Raw genomic sequence first — 14,963 nt, 5'->3', positions numbered from 1 at the left:
CTCAGTCCCGTACCCGCCGCAGCAGCGCCACCGGCCGCTCGGCGAACAGCTCGGCCGCCGCCACCGCGCCGCCCGCGAACTCCCGGCCCGGCGAGTCCGACAGCAGATCCGTCCAGGGGCCTTCGCCCGGCAGCTCCAGCACCGTGTCCCGCCAGCCCCCGGCCTCGGCCAGCCGCAGCGACAGCCGGGTCACCGCCGTGACCACCTCGCCCGAACGGCAGAAGGACACCAGGTGCGGGGCGGCCGGGCCCCTCGCCGTCAGCGGGGCGTACGTCCCCGGCTCCCCGAACACCTGTGGCAGCTCCCGCCGCAGCCCCAGCGCGACCGCCGTCAGCGCCTGCTTCTCGCCCCCGGACTCCGGCCGCCGGAAAGGCCGCCGGTTGTCCGGGTCGACCAGGGCCAGGTACTCGCTCTCCGTGCCCTGGTAGAGATCCGGCACCCCCGGCATGGTCAGCTGCACCAGCGCCGCCCCCAGCACCTGGGCCCGCACGTGCGGGGCGAGCGCGTCCGCGAACTCGGCGACCAGCGTCCGGGCCACGCCCGACCCGTTGCCCGGACCGGCGGCGACGAAGTCCGCCACCGCCCGCTCGTACGCCGGGTCCGGCTCCGTCCAGCTCGTGAACAGGCCCGCCTCCCGCACCGCCTTCAGCAGCGCCGGCTCCAGCCGCTCGGACAGCTCCTCGGCCGGCAGCTCCGCGCAGCCGTACGCCGACTGCCAGGCCGCCCAGGCCAGTTGCGGATCCGGGGCGGCCACACCGGTCGCCGCCGTCAGCTCCGCCACCAGCGACGCCCACCGCTCCGGGCACTGGGACAGCACCGCGATCCGGGCCCGCACGTCCGCGCTGCGCTTGGTGTCGTGCGTGGTCAGGACCGTACCGGTGGCGGGCCAGTCGCGCGCGATCCGCGCCGCGAACGCGTGGAACTCCTCCGGCGACACCGCGGGCCGCCCCGGGTCCCCGCCCACCTCGGTGGCCGAGATCAGCGGGACGTACCGGTAGAACGCCGTGTCCTCCTCCGACTTGGCGTGCAGCGCGGACGCGGTCTGCGCGAACCGGGCACAGAACGCCGCCTGTTCCTCCCCGTCGCCGAGCCGCCCGAGCGCCAGATCCCGTACGACGTCGACGGCCGTCGCCTCCTCCGGGACGGAGAACACCGCCTTCGCGTCCCGTACCGCCTCGTCGGTCAGCGTCCCCTCGGCGAACCGCGTCGGCGGTTCGCCCGCCGTGACGTACAGGCGGTAGACCGGGATCCGCACCAGCAGCTCCCGGACCGCCGTCCGCAGCGCCCAGGGCGCGTGGTCGCGCAACGCGGGGTCCCGGCCGCAGATCCCGGCCGCGAGCCGGGTCAGCCACGCGGTCTCGGCGGCCAGCTCATGCGTCACCACCCGGTACGCGGCCCGGCGCACCGTCGCCGCCCAGTCGCCGCCCCGGTCGCCGGGCGGGCCCGCGAACTCCCGGTAGCGGCCGAGCAGCTCCGCCGCGCCGGACGGGTCGGTGAACAGCCCGTCGATCCGGTGCAGCGCGTCGTACCCGGTGGTGCCCGCGACCGCCCACTCCGCCGGGAGCCGCTCGTCGCCGGTGAGGATCTTCTCCACCACCGTCCACCGGCCGCCGGTGGCCTCGTTCAGCCGCTCCAGATAGGCGGCGGGCGCGGCGAGGCCGTCGGGATGGTCGACGCGCAGCCCGTCGAGCACCCCGTCGCGGAGCAGGTCGAGGACCTTGGCGTGCGTGGCGTCGAAGACCTCCGGGTGTTCGACGCGGACCCCGATCAGCTCGGAGACGGTGAAGAACCGCCGGTAGTTCAGCTCGGTACGGGCCAGGCGCCACCAGCCGAGCCGGTAGTGCTGGGCGTCCAGCAGCTCCGGCAGGGGAAGGCCCGCCGTCCCGGCGCGCAACGGGAACGCCAGCTCGCCGTGGCGCAGCACCTCCCCGTCCACCGTCAGGCGCTCCAGCTCTCCGCCGAGCGGCCCGGCGAGCACCGGCAGCAGCACCCGGCCCCCGCCGGCCGCCCAGTCGATGTCGAACCAGCGTGCGGACGGGGAGGACGGGCCCTCACGCAGCACGTCCCACAGCCGCCGGTTGTGCCGGGGCGAGGCCGCCATGTGGTTGGGCACGATGTCCAGGACGAGGCCGAGCCCGTGCTCCCGGGCGGCCGAGGCCAGCGAGCGCAGCCCCTCCTCCCCGCCCAGCTCGGCCCGGACGCGGCTGTGGTCGACCACGTCGTAGCCGTGCGGGGAGCCGGGGACCGCCTCCAGGACGGGCGACAGGTGGAGGTGCGAGACGCCGAGCGCGGCGAGGTACGGCACGGCCTTCTCGGCGGCGGCGAACGGAAAGTCGGGCTGGAGCTGAAGCCGGTACGTGGCGGTGGGCGTCATGGACTCCTACGTACCCCGCCCGGGACGATCCGTGTCACCCCGGGCGGAACACTCACTCCCGCTCCCGGCCCGTCCGGCCTCAGGCGGACCGCTTCAGCACGGTCAGGCTGCGCCCGATCAGCGTGACCCGTTCGCCCTCGGCGACCTTCGGTCCCGCCCCCGGCTCCACCCCCTCCGGCCGCGCGGTGTCGACGACGACCTGCCACTGCTCCCCGTGGCCGACCGGGACGGCGAACTCCAGCGTCTCGGCGCTCGCGTTGAACATCAGGAGGAACGAGTCGTCGGAGATCCGCTCGCCGCGCGGCCCCGGCTCAGAGATCGCGTGCCCGTTCAGGAACACGGTCATCGCCTTGGCGTGGGCCGCCTGCCAGTCCCGCTGCGTCATCTCCTCGCCCTCCGGGGTGAACCAGGCGATGTCGGAGAGCTCGTCGTGGGTGCCCTCCACCGGCCGCCCGTGGAAGAAGCGGCGGCGCCGGAAGACGGGGTGGTCCCGGCGCAGCCACACCATCGCCCGGGTGAACTCCAGCAGCGTCGAGGAGGGGGCGTCGGCCTTCCCGTCCGGATCGGGCCAGTGCACCCAGGCCAGCTCGTTGTCCTGGCAGTAGGCGTTGTTGTTGCCGTGCTGCGTACGGGCGAACTCGTCGCCGTGGCTCAGCATCGGCACGCCCTGCGAGAGCATCAGCGTGGCGATGAAGTTCCGCATCTGGCGGGCCCGCAGCTCCAGGACCTCCGGATCATCGGTCTCGCCCTCCGCGCCGCAGTTCCAGGACCGGTTGTGGCTCTCGCCGTCCCGGTTCTCCTCGCCGTTGGCGTCGTTGCGCTTGTCGTTGTACGAGACGAGGTCGTGCAGGGTGAAGCCGTCGTGGCAGGTGGTGAAGTTGATCGAGGCGAGTGGCCGGCGGCCGTCGTCCTGGTAGAGGTCGGAGGAGCCGGTGAGCCGCCCGGCGAACTCCGCCAGGGTGCGCGGCTCACCCCGCCACAGATCGCGGACCGTGTCGCGGTACTTGCCGTTCCACTCGGTCCACAGCGGCGGGAAGTTGCCCACCTGGTAGCCGCCCTCGCCGACGTCCCACGGTTCGGCGATCAGCTTCACCTGGCTGACCACCGGGTCCTGCTGCACCAGGTCGAAGAACGAGGAGAGCCGGTCCACCTCGTGGAACTGCCGGGCGAGCGTCGCCGCGAGGTCGAAGCGGAAGCCGTCCACATGCATCTCGGTCACCCAGTACCGCAGCGAGTCCATGATCATCTGGAGGACGTGCGGGGACCGCATGAGCAGGGAGTTCCCGGTGCCCGTGGTGTCCATGTAGTAGCGCTGGTCGTCGGTGAGCCGGTAGTAGGAGGCGTTGTCGAGGCCGCGGAAGGAGAGCGTCGGGCCGAGGTGGTTGCCCTCGGCCGTGTGGTTGTAGACCACGTCGAGGATGACCTCGATGCCCGCCTGGTGCAGCGCCTTCACCGCCTGCTTGAACTCCAGCACCTGCTCGCCGCGGTCGCCCCAGGAGGCGTACGTGTTGTGCGGGGCGAAGAAGCCGATGGTGTTGTAGCCCCAGTAGTTGGCGAGCCCCATGTCCGAAAGCCGGTGGTCCTGCACGAACTGGTGAACGGGCATCAGCTCGATCGCGGTGACGCCCAGTTCGGTCAGATGGGCGATCACCTCCGGGTGGGCGAGGCCCGCGTACGTGCCGCGCAGCTCGGGCGGAAGCCCCGGGTGCAGCATCGTCAGGCCCTTCACATGGGCCTCGTAGATCACCGTGCGGTGGTAGTCCGTCCGGGGACGGCGGTCGTCGCCCCAGTCGAAGTACGGGTTGACCACCACCGAGCTCATAGTGTGGGGGGCCGAGTCGAGGTCGTTGCGGGCGTCCGGCCTGCCGAACGGATAGCCGTACACCTCCTCGCCCCACTGGATCTTTCCGGCCACCGCACGGGCGTACGGGTCCAACAGCAGTTTCGCGGAGTTGCACCGCTGCCCGCGCTGGGGTTCGTAGGGGCCGTGCACCCGGAAGCCGTACCGCTGACCCGGCATCACCCCGGGCAGATAGGCGTGGCGCACGAAGGCGTCGGTCTCGCGGAGCTCCACCGCCGTCTCCGAACCGTCGTCGTGCAACAGGCACAGTTCGATCCGGTGGGCGGCCTCGGAGAAGACCGCGAAGTTGGTGCCGGCGCCGTCGTACGTGGCGCCGAGGGGGTAAGCGTGTCCCGGCCAGACCTGCATGATGAAGACTCTTCCCACTTCTGATCCGGGTGCGGTGGTTTTCCTCGGCCCGATACTTCCCGAATACTCCCCGAAAACACGGTGCTCACCTAGGACGTCGCCCGGTGCGGCCGGGTCCCGTCGCCGGACCAGGACCGCACCGGTCAACTTCGGACACTCCCGTGCCGCCCCGGACGCGCTTCCGGACCCCGTCGCCCGGCGGGCGTCCGGTTCCCGCCCCGGGGCAGGGGCCCGAATCACTATGAATCAGCTCACTCCACCCGATCTCGCCGCAAGGAACAAGCCGTGTACACAGGGGAGTTGAGAAAGTCGCCTGCGCATCGGGCTGCGTCGGATCACGGTCCCGGAGTACCCTTCCTTGATCGTTGGGTGGGGGAGTGGAAGGCGGTACGCGGGTGAGCTCGGGAGGGTTCGAGCTGCCCCCAGGTGACGCAGGTCACGAGGGGGAATCGACCGATGCCCCGCCCGGGGCGGTGTCCCTCGCGCAGCCCATGGAGATCGGCGCCGAGCTGGACTGGGGCTCGGAGGCCTGGAACGAGGTGCGCACCCGGGCCCAGCGGGCCGGACGCGCCTACATTTGGCTGAATCTGGTCGAACAACGTCTGCGGGCCGTCGTCGCCGCGGTGCTCCGGCCGATCTACGAGCCCGTGCACGGCGAGGAGTGGGTGGTGGCCGCGGCGGGACCGGCCGGGCAGGAGTGGGTGCAGCGCGCCGTCGCCGTACGCGAGGTCTCGCGCCGCAAGGGCTATCTGCTGGACCCGGCCGACGACAACGTCCTCAGCTTCCTGACGCTGCCGCAGCTGCGTGAACTGATGGTCCAGCACTGGCCCTGTTTCGAGCCGTACTTCGACGACCGGCGCGACGTCGAGCTGGCCCTGGACGAGCTGGAGGTCGCGCGCAACGTCGTCTCCCGCAACCGCGCGCTGAACGAAGCGGTCCTCGCCCAGGCGGAGCGCGCCTCCGCCCGGCTCCTGGACATCCTCGGCAGCGGGGCGGGGGTGCCCTCCGCGGACCGGCTGCCGGTGGACGCGGTGGAGGAGCTGGTCGGCGACCGGTACGCGGACGTGGTCTCCGTCCACCCCGACCGGGTCCGGCTCCAGCGCCAGCTGCCCGCCGAGGACCTCTTCGGCGGGGCACGGCGGCTCGACGCCATCGGTATAGGGCTCAACCTGCTCGTACAGAACTTCTCCGGCCGCCGGCTCGTCCGGCTCGCCGAATCGGGCTGCCGGGTCCGGCTGCTGTTCATCAACCCGGCCAGCAGCGCGGTGCGCCGCCGGGAGCGGGAACTCGGCCTCAAGAAGGGCGAGCTGAGCCGTTCGGTGGAGATGAACATCCTGCACATGCGCCGGGTGCGCTCCAAGCTCCGCGACCCGGGCGCGTTCGAGATCCAGGTCTTCGACGAGACCCCGCGCTTCACCGCCTACCTGGTGGACGGTGACGGCCCGGACGCCGTGGGCGTCGTCCAGCCCTATCTGCGGCGGGCCCGGGGCATGGAGGCGCCCGTCCTGGTGCTGCGCGGCGGGGGCCGGCGGACGGTGGTGCGGGCGGGGCAGGACAGCGAGCACGGCCTGTTCGAGACATACCGCGAGGAGTTCGAATCGGTCTGGACGGACTCCCGGCCGGTCTCCTGAACCAGCGGGCCGGCCCGCTTTCCCGCCGGCCCTGACAGGCCCGCCCGGTTCCCGCCGGCCCTGGCAGGCCCGCCCGGTTCCCGTCACGGGCCCGCCTTGCTCTCCTCACCGGGGCCCGCTCGGTTCCCCGACGGGCCCGCTCGGGTCTCCCGACGGCTCCACCCGGCTCTCCTCACCGGCCCGCCCGGCCTTCTGACGGGCCGTGGCCGGTCGTGGCCCTCCCCGGGGCTCTGTCAGTGGTCCGTGCGAAGGTGGTCAGCACATGGGGGAGCGCACCACGAAGGAGGTATCGGGATGAGCTGGCACCGGGGAACACTGGTCGGCTTCGACCTGGAGACGACGGGGACCGACGTCGAGAACGACCGCATCGTCACCGCCGCACTGGTCCGGCTGGACGCGGACGGGACGGTCGCCGAGCAGCGGACCTGGCTGCTCGACCCGGGAGTCGCGATACCCGAACAGGCCTCGGCGATCCACGGCATCGGCACCGACCACGCCCGCACGCACGGGTCGCGGGCCGCCCCGGCGGTCGAGGAGATCGCCCACGCGGTCGCCGAAGTGCTGCGCTCGGGCGTCCCGCTGGTGGTGATGAACGCCCGCTACGACCTCTCGCTGCTGGACCGCGAGTGCCGCAGGCACGGGCTGGCGTCGGTCGACGAGCGGGTCGGCGGAGCGCCCTCGCCGGTCATCGACCCGCTGGTGATCGACAAGCACGTCGACAAGTACCGCCGGGGCAAGCGGGCCCTCCAAGCACTGTGCGACCACTACGGGGTCACCCTCGACGGAGCCCACGAGGCGAGCGCCGACGCGGTGGCCGCCGTGCGCGTGGTGCGCCGGATGGGGGAGCGGCACCGCCCCGTCGGCACCCTGCCGCCCGCCGAACTGCACGCCCTTCAGGTCCGGGCGGCCGCCGAGCAGTCGGTATCGCTCCAGGCCTATCTGCGCCGCTCGGACCCGACGGCCGTGGTCGAGGCGTCCTGGCCGGTGATCCCGCGCAGCCGCTGAGCCGGGGCGGGCGGGACGCGGAAGTCGGCGCCGGGGGGTCGTTCAGAGCTTGCCGAAGATCACTCCACGCCAGGTCCAGCCCGACTTCAGAGTGGTGTTCCGCAGGGGGCCCGTCAGCTGCGCGCTGTCGAAGCTGAACGACTCGGTCGCTTCGAGGCGGCCGTTCTCCCCCCGCTGGAGCGTGTACTGGCGGGAGATGGTCCTGCCCGCGCCGCGCGTGTACGTCGCCGACGTCTGGAGCCGCGGAGGATTCCCGACGCGGGTGACTTCCCAACTCTCCTCGACCGCACGCACCTCGGGGACGTCCTCGGCCAGCCGCATCCGGATCCGGATGGCGTGCGTCAGCCGGGACTGGACGAAGATGTGCTGCCAGGCGGGCTCGGAGATCCGCCACTCCGCCACCAGATCGGCGCCGTGCGCCGCGCCGTCGCTGATGATGTAAGGGACGTCCGGCCCATTGAGACCGAGGAGGGCCGTCCGCAACTCCCCGGCCGGTCGTGGCACCGCCCCGGCCTCGGGGCGCTTGGTTCCGGTCAGCTTGTCGAAGAATCCCATGAGGCCAACCTAGAGAGGGGCCGGACCGGCGGTGCGAGGAGGGCCGTTCCGGCGGACACCCCACGAAGAGGCCCTCACGATCGGGGAGGTGTTGAGTGCCCGCTCCGCCCTCCGGCTAGAGCAGCACGACTCCGAGCACGAGTACAGCGGCCAGCGCACTGAGGCCCTGGACCAGGGTGGCCGCCGTGTGCGCCCGGTACGCGGTCTTGACGTCCATTCCGGAGAACTGGGTGACGACCCAGAAGTACGAGTCGTTGACATGGCTCACCACCATGGCGCCGGCGCCGATCGCCAGCACCGCCATCACCTGGCCGATGGGGATCGAGCCGAGCGTTCCGTCCAGGCCCAGCGTGGGCAGCAGCGGGTGGGCGAGGGTGGAGGTGATGATGAGCGCGGCGGTGCTGCTGCCCTGCGCGGTCTTGAGGAGCGCCGCGATCCCGAACAGCACCAGGAGGGCGGTCACTCCCTTCAGCGCCGAGCCGTCCCCGATGAGGGTGCCGATGTAGTCGGCCAGCGGAGTGCCCTTGATCACCGCGCCGAACGCGCCGCCTGCTCCGGTGATGACGAGAATCGGCGCCGCGTCGACCAGGCCCTCGGCGACCCAGGTGGTGAGCGCCTTGGCGTCCCGCCGCGGCGGGAGCAGCGCGAGTGCCAGGACGACACCGATCAGCAGCGCGTTCACCGGTGAGCCCAGGTCCGTGAGCAGAGCTCCGAGGGCGCCGTCGACGAGCGTGGAGTCACCCGAGGGGAAGGCCGCGACCGAGCCGGTGGCCATCAGAACGATCGGGACGAGGATCGGAGCCAGCGCCCGGCCGAGTCCCGGCAGCCGCTCGAACTGCTCCTTGTACTCCTCGAAGGACTCCTCGACGTCGGGCAGCGAACTCCGCAGGTCCTGGGTGCGACGCAGGGCCCAGAGCAGTCCGGCCAGCGCGGCGACCAACGAGACCGGGATGCTGAAGAGGATGACCCACACCAGGCCGTCCGACCCGATGCCCACGTTCCCCGCTGCGGCGATGGGACCCGGCGTGGGCGGTACGAAGGTGTGCGACGCGTACAGACCGGTGGCCAGCGCCGTGCCCAGGACGACCGGGTTCTTGCCGGTCCTGCGGGCGATCGACCGCTGGAGCGGGGACAGCACCACATAGCCGGAGTCGCAGAACACGGGAATGGAGACGACCCAGCCCATGACCGACATAGCGAGCGCCGGATGCCGTTTGCCCACGACCTTGAGCACGGCCTCGGCGAGGGTGACCGCCGCACCCGTGCGCTCCAGGACCTTGCCGATGATCGTCCCGAAGAGAATCACCAGGCCGATGCCGGCCAGAATGGAGCCGAACCCCTCGGCGATGGTGGCTCCGAGGTCGTCGACGAAGGGTTTGTCCGCCCCGGTCGCCGAGCCGATGCCCATCGCCGCGAGACCGAAGCCGTACGTGGCGATGACGATGGCCAGGAAGGGGTGCAGCCGGAACCGGCCGCACAGAACGATGATCAAGACGATGCTTGCCGCGAGGGCGACGAGCAGGGACGGTCCTGCGGTGCTCATGGGACTCCTTGGGTGAAAACCGGAACGCTCGGGAAACGAACGGTCCGTGAGAGCACTGTAGGAATCGCCCCACTCGTGGGACATCGGCTCGGCAGACGAACTTCCCCCGGTCCTGGCCGGGCGTCTCTGTGCATGTGCACAAGCGCCCGCGGAAAGAACCTCGCCATCCCGGTCACTCCGGCTCGGACAGCTCCTGCAAGTGCAGCGCGACCTGGAGGACCACCGCGTCCTGGAAGGCACGAGGGTCCCGGCCGGTGAGGTGCTCCACGCGTCCGAGGCGGTAGGCCAGCGTGTTGCGGTGGACGTTCAGAGCGGTCGCGGCGTCGCCCACGTTCCGGTCGTGCGTGAAGTACACCCGCAGGGTGTGGCGCAGCTCCTCGGGCAGCGCCCCCACGATGCGTGCCGCCGCACCGCGCCGGGTCCCGGGGTCGAGCCTGGCGAGGAGGACCGGCAGCTCCAGACTCGACAGGTGCACCACACCGCGCAGCCGCCGCCGCAGCGCGAACCCGGCCTGCGCGGCCCGTTCGAGGAGCGTCGGGAAGTCATCGGCGCGCCCCGCGTCCAGGAATCCGATGTCGCTCTCCGCCCGGCACAGCAGCGCGATCCGGTGCCGCAGCCCGATTCCGGCGGACCCGCCGGCCACCACCCAGAGGACGCCGTTCGTGTCCGGCGCGATGATGGTGGCGGCCTCGTCCGCCTCCAGTCGGCGGTACCGCTCCGCGGGGTCCTCCGGGTCGCCCAGGGGGTCGCGGCCGGGCCGTGACGTCACCCCGTCGACCACGAACAGGTGGTACGGAGGCTCCACCCGGCAGCCCGCGAGCTGCTGCCGCTGCCGCCAGCCCGCCCCGGTCAGACCCCCGGTGCGCAGGTCCTCGATCAGCTGCAACCGCACGCGGTGGCGCCAGCCGGCCTCTCCGAGGAACGCCTGCTGGGCGACCATGAGCTCGGCCATCCTCGCGATGGCCCGGGCGATCTCGCCCACACTCGCGGGGTCGCCGCTCACCCCGACGACGCCCACGATCTCGTCGCCGAGCCGCAACGGCAGATTGACTCCGGCGAGCGTCCCCGTCAGGGCGTGCGCCTCTTCGCTGGTGACGGCGAAGAGGCGCCCCGTCCGCAGCACACGCAGCGCGCCCTCGTGAAGACTGCCCACCCTGGACCGGTCGCTGCTGGCGATGATGATGCCGTGACCATCCATGACGTTCACCCGGACGCCGAGCCGATCGACGATGTCGCCCACGATGGCCTGAGCCGCTACGCCGTCCATCATCCGATCCTCCCGTCGCCGCCCCGACCGGCACCGGCATCAACGCCGGAACCGACCCCGGCATCGGCACCGGAACCGACACCGGAACCACGGGAGTCGTCGAGCGCTAGAACGGATACCACCGAACCGCCGCGTCCCCCTCGCGCAGCGAGGCCACCCGGCGGCGGAATTCGGCGAGCGCCCTCGGGTTGGCCGGGGCGTGCTGGGCGACCCAGGCGCAGCTGGCCGTCTCCCGGGCGCCGCGCAGCACCGCGCACCCCTCCCACTCCCGGACGTCCCAGCCGTACGCGGACGTGAAGGCGTCGTACGCCGCCGGGTCGAGGCCGTAGCGGTCGCGGGAGAGGGCGAGGACGACCAGGTCGTGCTCGCGCAGATCGGCGGAGAACGTCTCCAGGTCGACCAGGACCGGGCCGTCGGGCCCGACGTGGACGTTGCGCGGGAGCGCGTCGCCGTGGATCGGTCCCGGCGGCAGCTGCGGAACGAGCGCGGCGGACGCGGCCGCGAAGCCGTCGCGGCGCCGGCGGAGGTAGTCGGCGTCCGCCGGGTCGATCGCCTCTCCCGCCAGACTCAGCCAGCGCTCCACGCCGCCCAGCAGCTCGCGGCGCGGCAGGGTGAAGCCGGCCGGGGCGGGCAGCGCGTGCACCAGGGAGAGCAGCGGTGCGAGGTCGCGCGGCTCGGCGGGGCGTACGGGGTCGGGGAGCCGGTGCCACAGCGTCACGGGGTGGCCCTCGACCAGGCGTGGCCCGCGCTCGGCCGCGCGGACGGCCGGGACGCCGGACGCGGCGAGCCAGTCGGCGAGGGCCACCTCCCGCTCCGCCCGCTCGCGCAGCTCGGGATGGCCGGTGGCGTCCCGGCCGACCTTGATCACCAGGTCGCCGGCGGCGAAGACCGCGTTCTCGCCCAGCGCGAGCAGCTCCGCCGCGCCGGGGAAGCCGGCGGCCGTCAGCACCTCGCGCGCTCGCATCTCGTCCATGGGTGCGATTTTGCATCCCCGCAGGCCACCTTGACGAACCGATGACCCGTCAGCACGATGACGGAGGCCTCCCGGGCAGGAGGAACGGGATGAAGTCCGTCTCAGGCACATCAGGGAGATACGGGGCAAAGGGGTCTACTTCGTGACATCGGTGACCGCGGCGAAGCGGTCCGGACCGGACGGCCCGCACAGCGGGCGCAACGGACCGGACGGGCAGGGCGGACGCGGCGGACGTGCGGGGGGCTCCGGCCGGCCGGGACGGCCGGGCCGTCCGGAACGAAAGGCGTTCGGGGACCGGGCCGCCTGGTTCCTGGTGCTCCCCGCGCTCATCCCGATCCTGCTCCTCAGCGTCGGACCGCTCCTCTACGGCATCTCTCTCGCCTTCACCGACGCGCAGTCCGGCCGCACCCGCTCCACCCAGTGGACCGGCACCCTGAACTTCCAGGACCTGCTGCACGACACCCTGTTCTGGGACTCGTTCCGGATCGGCCTGCTCTGGGCGGTCGGCGTCACCGTCCCGCAGTTCCTCCTGGCGCTCGGCCTCGCCCTGCTGCTCAACCAGAACCTGCGGATGCGCTGGCTGGCCCGGGCGCTGGCGATCATCCCCTGGGCGATGCCCGAGGTCGTCGTCGGCATCATGTGGCGGCTCGTCTACAACCCGGACGCGGGCATCCTCAACGAGACCATCCGCGACCTCGGACTCGGTGACGGCCGGGACTGGCTCACCGGCCTCGCCACCGCGCTGCCCGCCGTGATCCTCGTCGGCATCTGGGCGGGCATGCCCCAGACCACCGTGGCCCTGCTCGCCGGACTCCAGAACACCCCGCGCGAACTCCACGAGGCGGCCGCCCTGGACGGAGCGGGCGCGTGGCGCCGTTTCCGTACCGTCACCTGGCCGGCGCTGAAACCGATCGCGCTCGCGATCTCCGCGCTCAACCTGATCTGGAACTTCAACTCCTTCGCCCTGGTCTACGTCCTGACCAGCGGCGGACCCGGCGGCCGGACCCGGCTGCCGATGCTCTTCGCCTACGAGGAGGCCTTCCGCTACGGACAGTTCGGCTACGCCGCGGCGATGGGCTGTGTGATGGTCGCGGTGATCTCCGTGCTCCTCGCCCTCTACCTCGTCGGCCGGCTCAGGGGAGGCGAGGACCGATGAGGCGAGGACCGATGAGGAGCGGACCGATGTCGCGCGGACCGATGAGGCGGAAGCCGGCGGGGGCCGGGCCCGCGAGACGTGGGCCGGCGGGGCGGGAGTCGACCGGGCTGCGCACCAGCACGCCCGCGCGGGCCGCTCAGTACCTGGCGCTCCTGGCGTACCTGGTCTTCCTCGCGTTCCCGTTCGTGTGGCTGATCTCGACCGCCTTCAAACCCGCCCGCGAACTGGGCTCGCTCCACCCCACCTGGATCCCCGAGCAGCCCACCCTGGACAACTTCCGGCAGGCCTTCGACGAGCAGCCGCTGCTCCAGGCCGCCGCCAACTCCCTGATCGCCGCCGTCGGCGCGGCCGTGATCGCCGTCGTGATCGCCACCCCGATGGCCTATGTGATGGCCCGCCACCGGGGCCGGCTCGCCACCGCCGCGACCGGCTGGGTGGTCGTCAGCCAGGCGTTCCCGTTCGTCCTGGTGATCATCCCGCTCTTCCTGATCCTGAAGAACCTGCACCTGATCAACACCCTCTGGGGGCTGATCCTGGTCTACGTCGTCTGGTCGCTGCCCTTCGCGCTGTGGATGCTCGCCGGATACGTACGGGCCGTGCCGACCGAGCTGGAGGAGGCCGCCGCCGTCGACGGGGCGGGCCGGGTGCGGACGCTCGTCTCGGTCGTGGCCCCGCTGCTCGCCCCGGGGATCGTCGCCACCGCGCTGTTCGCGTTCATCACCGCATGGAACGAGTTCTTCTTCGCGCTCGTCCTGCTCAAGACCCCGGAGAAGCAGACCTTGCCGGTCGTCCTCACCCACTTCCTCGGCGCGGAGGGCGTGGCCGACCTCGGCCCGCTCGCCGCCGCCGCCTTCCTCGCCACGCTCCCCTCCCTCGTCCTCTTCGCCCTCATCCAGCGGCGGATCACCGGCGGGATGACGGCCGGGGCGGTGAAGAGCTGATGCGCGGCGCGGCCCGGCGGGCGGCGACCGCCGTCGCCGTACTGGCCCTGCTGCTCACCGGCTGCTCCGGCGACGGCGACGACGGGCGGGACGCGGACGGCACGATCCGGCTCCGGTTCCAGTCGCTGGCCTGGCAGAAGGAGTCCGTCGACGCCAACAAGCAACTGGTGAAGGAGTGGAACGCGGCCCACCCCGACATCCAGGTCGACTACGTACAGGGCAGCTGGGACAGCGTCCACGACCAGCTGCTCACCTCCTTCGAGGGCGGCGAGGCCCCCGACGTCATCCACGACGCCTCCGACGACCTGGCCGACTTCGCGTACGGGGGCTACCTCGCCGACCTGCGCCCCCTCCTCCCCGACCGGCTCAAGGCCGACATCCCCGAACAGTCCTGGCGCACCACCACGTTCGGCGAGGGCGTCCACGGGGTGCCCTTCCTTCAGGAGCCCCGGGTCCTGATCGCCAACACGGAGCTGCTGAAGGCGTCGGGCGCGCGGATTCCGACCCCGGAGCACCCCTGGAGCTGGGAGGAGTTCCGGGAGGTCACCGACGAGCTGACGGGCCAGGGGCGGTACGGGGTCGCCTGGCCGCTGAAGGAGCCGGTCTCCGTCACCCTCAACCTGGGGCTGTCCGGCGGCGGACAGCTCTTCCACCGCGACGACGACGGCAAGGCGGTCCTGCGCTTCGAGCAGGGTGACGGTGTGGTGACCGGCACCATCCGCGACCAGGTCAACACCGACGGCAGCGCCGCCCGCGGCGCGCTGGGCATGGGCGGGTCGGACGCGCTCCCCGGGTTCTTCGGCGGCAAGTACGCGATGCTCCCGCTCGGCTTCTCCTACCGCCAGCAGATCATTCAGCAGGCGCCCGAGGGGTTCGACTGGACGGTGCTGCCGATGCCCGCGGGCGCGGGCGGCGCGGTCCAGGGCGTGAGCCCGCAGACGCTGTCGGTCGCCGAGGAGAGCCCGCACAAGAAGGAGGCCGTCGCGTTCATCGACTTCCTGCTGCGCCCGCCGAACATGGTGCGCCTCGCCCGGGGCGACTGGATGCTGCCCACCGGCACCCAGGCCCTGGCCGACCCGTCGCTGAGCACGACCGAGCACGGCTGGGCCGTCGGCACCGCGCTCGCGCGGGGGCTGCGGCCGGCGCCCGCCCAGTCGGTGCGCGGCTACCCGGAGTGGAAGGACAAGGTGGCCACCCCCGCCCTCCAGGAGTACTACAGCGGCGCGATCGACACCGACGAGCTGCGGAAACGGCTGGTGGACGACGGAAACCGGGTGCTGGCCCGCTACCAGCGCTGATCCCGGCCGGG

11 protein-coding genes are annotated in these 14,963 nt (G+C 72.2%); 5 read left to right on the top strand and 6 right to left on the bottom strand.

All coding sequences use genetic code 11. The features are described 5' to 3' along the window. Window position 1 precedes the first annotated feature (1 nt). Both treY and glgX read right to left on the bottom strand, forming a co-directional pair. Complete coding sequence (treY, locus tag ACH4KB_RS11340) at window positions 2–2,374, bottom strand: malto-oligosyltrehalose synthase (RefSeq protein ID WP_398065736.1); 2,373 nt, start codon at window positions 2,372–2,374, stop codon at window positions 2–4. Window positions 2,375–2,453: 79 nt separating this feature from the next. Then, window positions 2,454–4,583 carry a glycogen debranching protein GlgX gene (glgX, locus tag ACH4KB_RS11335; RefSeq protein WP_398065735.1) on the bottom strand — a complete coding sequence of 710 codons (2,130 nt, stop codon included), beginning with the start codon at window positions 4,581–4,583 and terminating at the stop codon, window positions 2,454–2,456. A gap of 395 nt (window positions 4,584–4,978) precedes the next feature. Here glgX and ACH4KB_RS11330 point away from each other — a divergent pair, with 395 nt between their 5' ends. Next, complete coding sequence (locus ACH4KB_RS11330) at window positions 4,979–6,214, top strand: SAV2148 family HEPN domain-containing protein (RefSeq protein WP_032790987.1); 1,236 nt, start codon at window positions 4,979–4,981, stop codon at window positions 6,212–6,214. Window positions 6,215–6,508: 294 nt separating this feature from the next. Further along, window positions 6,509–7,219: a 3'-5' exonuclease gene (locus tag ACH4KB_RS11325; protein ID WP_398065734.1), complete on the top strand. Its 711-nt coding sequence runs from the start codon at window positions 6,509–6,511 to the stop codon at window positions 7,217–7,219. 42 nt (window positions 7,220–7,261) lie between these two features. On the opposite strand, the gene ACH4KB_RS11320 is transcribed toward ACH4KB_RS11325, so the two are convergent. From ACH4KB_RS11320 to ACH4KB_RS11305, 4 genes are all read right to left on the bottom strand, one after another. Continuing rightward, a complete protein-coding gene (locus ACH4KB_RS11320; protein WP_398065733.1) occupies window positions 7,262–7,774 on the bottom strand; it encodes a hypothetical protein in 513 nt (170 codons plus the stop codon). A gap of 115 nt (window positions 7,775–7,889) precedes the next feature. Further along, window positions 7,890–9,317 (bottom strand): GntP family permease, encoded by a 1,428-nt coding sequence (locus tag ACH4KB_RS11315; protein WP_398065732.1) that lies wholly within the window; start codon window positions 9,315–9,317, stop codon window positions 7,890–7,892. A gap of 172 nt (window positions 9,318–9,489) precedes the next feature. Next, window positions 9,490–10,584, bottom strand: a complete 1,095-nt coding sequence (locus tag ACH4KB_RS11310) for a CdaR family transcriptional regulator (RefSeq protein WP_398065731.1) — start codon at window positions 10,582–10,584, stop codon at window positions 9,490–9,492. 106 nt (window positions 10,585–10,690) lie between these two features. Beyond that, window positions 10,691–11,557 carry a phosphotransferase enzyme family protein gene (locus ACH4KB_RS11305; protein ID WP_398065730.1) on the bottom strand — a complete coding sequence of 289 codons (867 nt, stop codon included), beginning with the start codon at window positions 11,555–11,557 and terminating at the stop codon, window positions 10,691–10,693. 142 nt (window positions 11,558–11,699) lie between these two features. Between ACH4KB_RS11305 and ACH4KB_RS11300 the strand changes: the two genes are divergently transcribed. From ACH4KB_RS11300 to ACH4KB_RS11290, 3 genes are read left to right on the top strand one after another with little or no spacing between them, the layout of a single operon-like run. After that, on the top strand, window positions 11,700–12,713 hold the full coding sequence (locus ACH4KB_RS11300) for a carbohydrate ABC transporter permease (RefSeq protein WP_398065729.1): 1,014 nt from the start codon (window positions 11,700–11,702) through the stop codon (window positions 12,711–12,713). Between the two features lie 26 nt (window positions 12,714–12,739). Next, window positions 12,740–13,654, top strand: coding sequence for a carbohydrate ABC transporter permease (locus ACH4KB_RS11295; protein WP_398065728.1), 915 nt, complete (start codon window positions 12,740–12,742; stop codon window positions 13,652–13,654). Then, window positions 13,654–14,952: an ABC transporter substrate-binding protein gene (locus tag ACH4KB_RS11290; RefSeq protein ID WP_398065727.1), complete on the top strand. Its 1,299-nt coding sequence runs from the start codon at window positions 13,654–13,656 to the stop codon at window positions 14,950–14,952. Before ACH4KB_RS11295 ends, ACH4KB_RS11290 begins: the two co-directional genes overlap by 1 nt. Window positions 14,953–14,963 lie beyond the last annotated feature (11 nt).

Source organism: Streptomyces sp. NPDC017520 (genome assembly GCF_044329855.1).
Lineage (GTDB): Bacteria > Actinomycetota > Actinomycetes > Streptomycetales > Streptomycetaceae > Streptomyces.
Note: the sequence above shows the minus strand (reverse complement) of the source record. Positions and strands in the feature narration are given on the sequence as shown.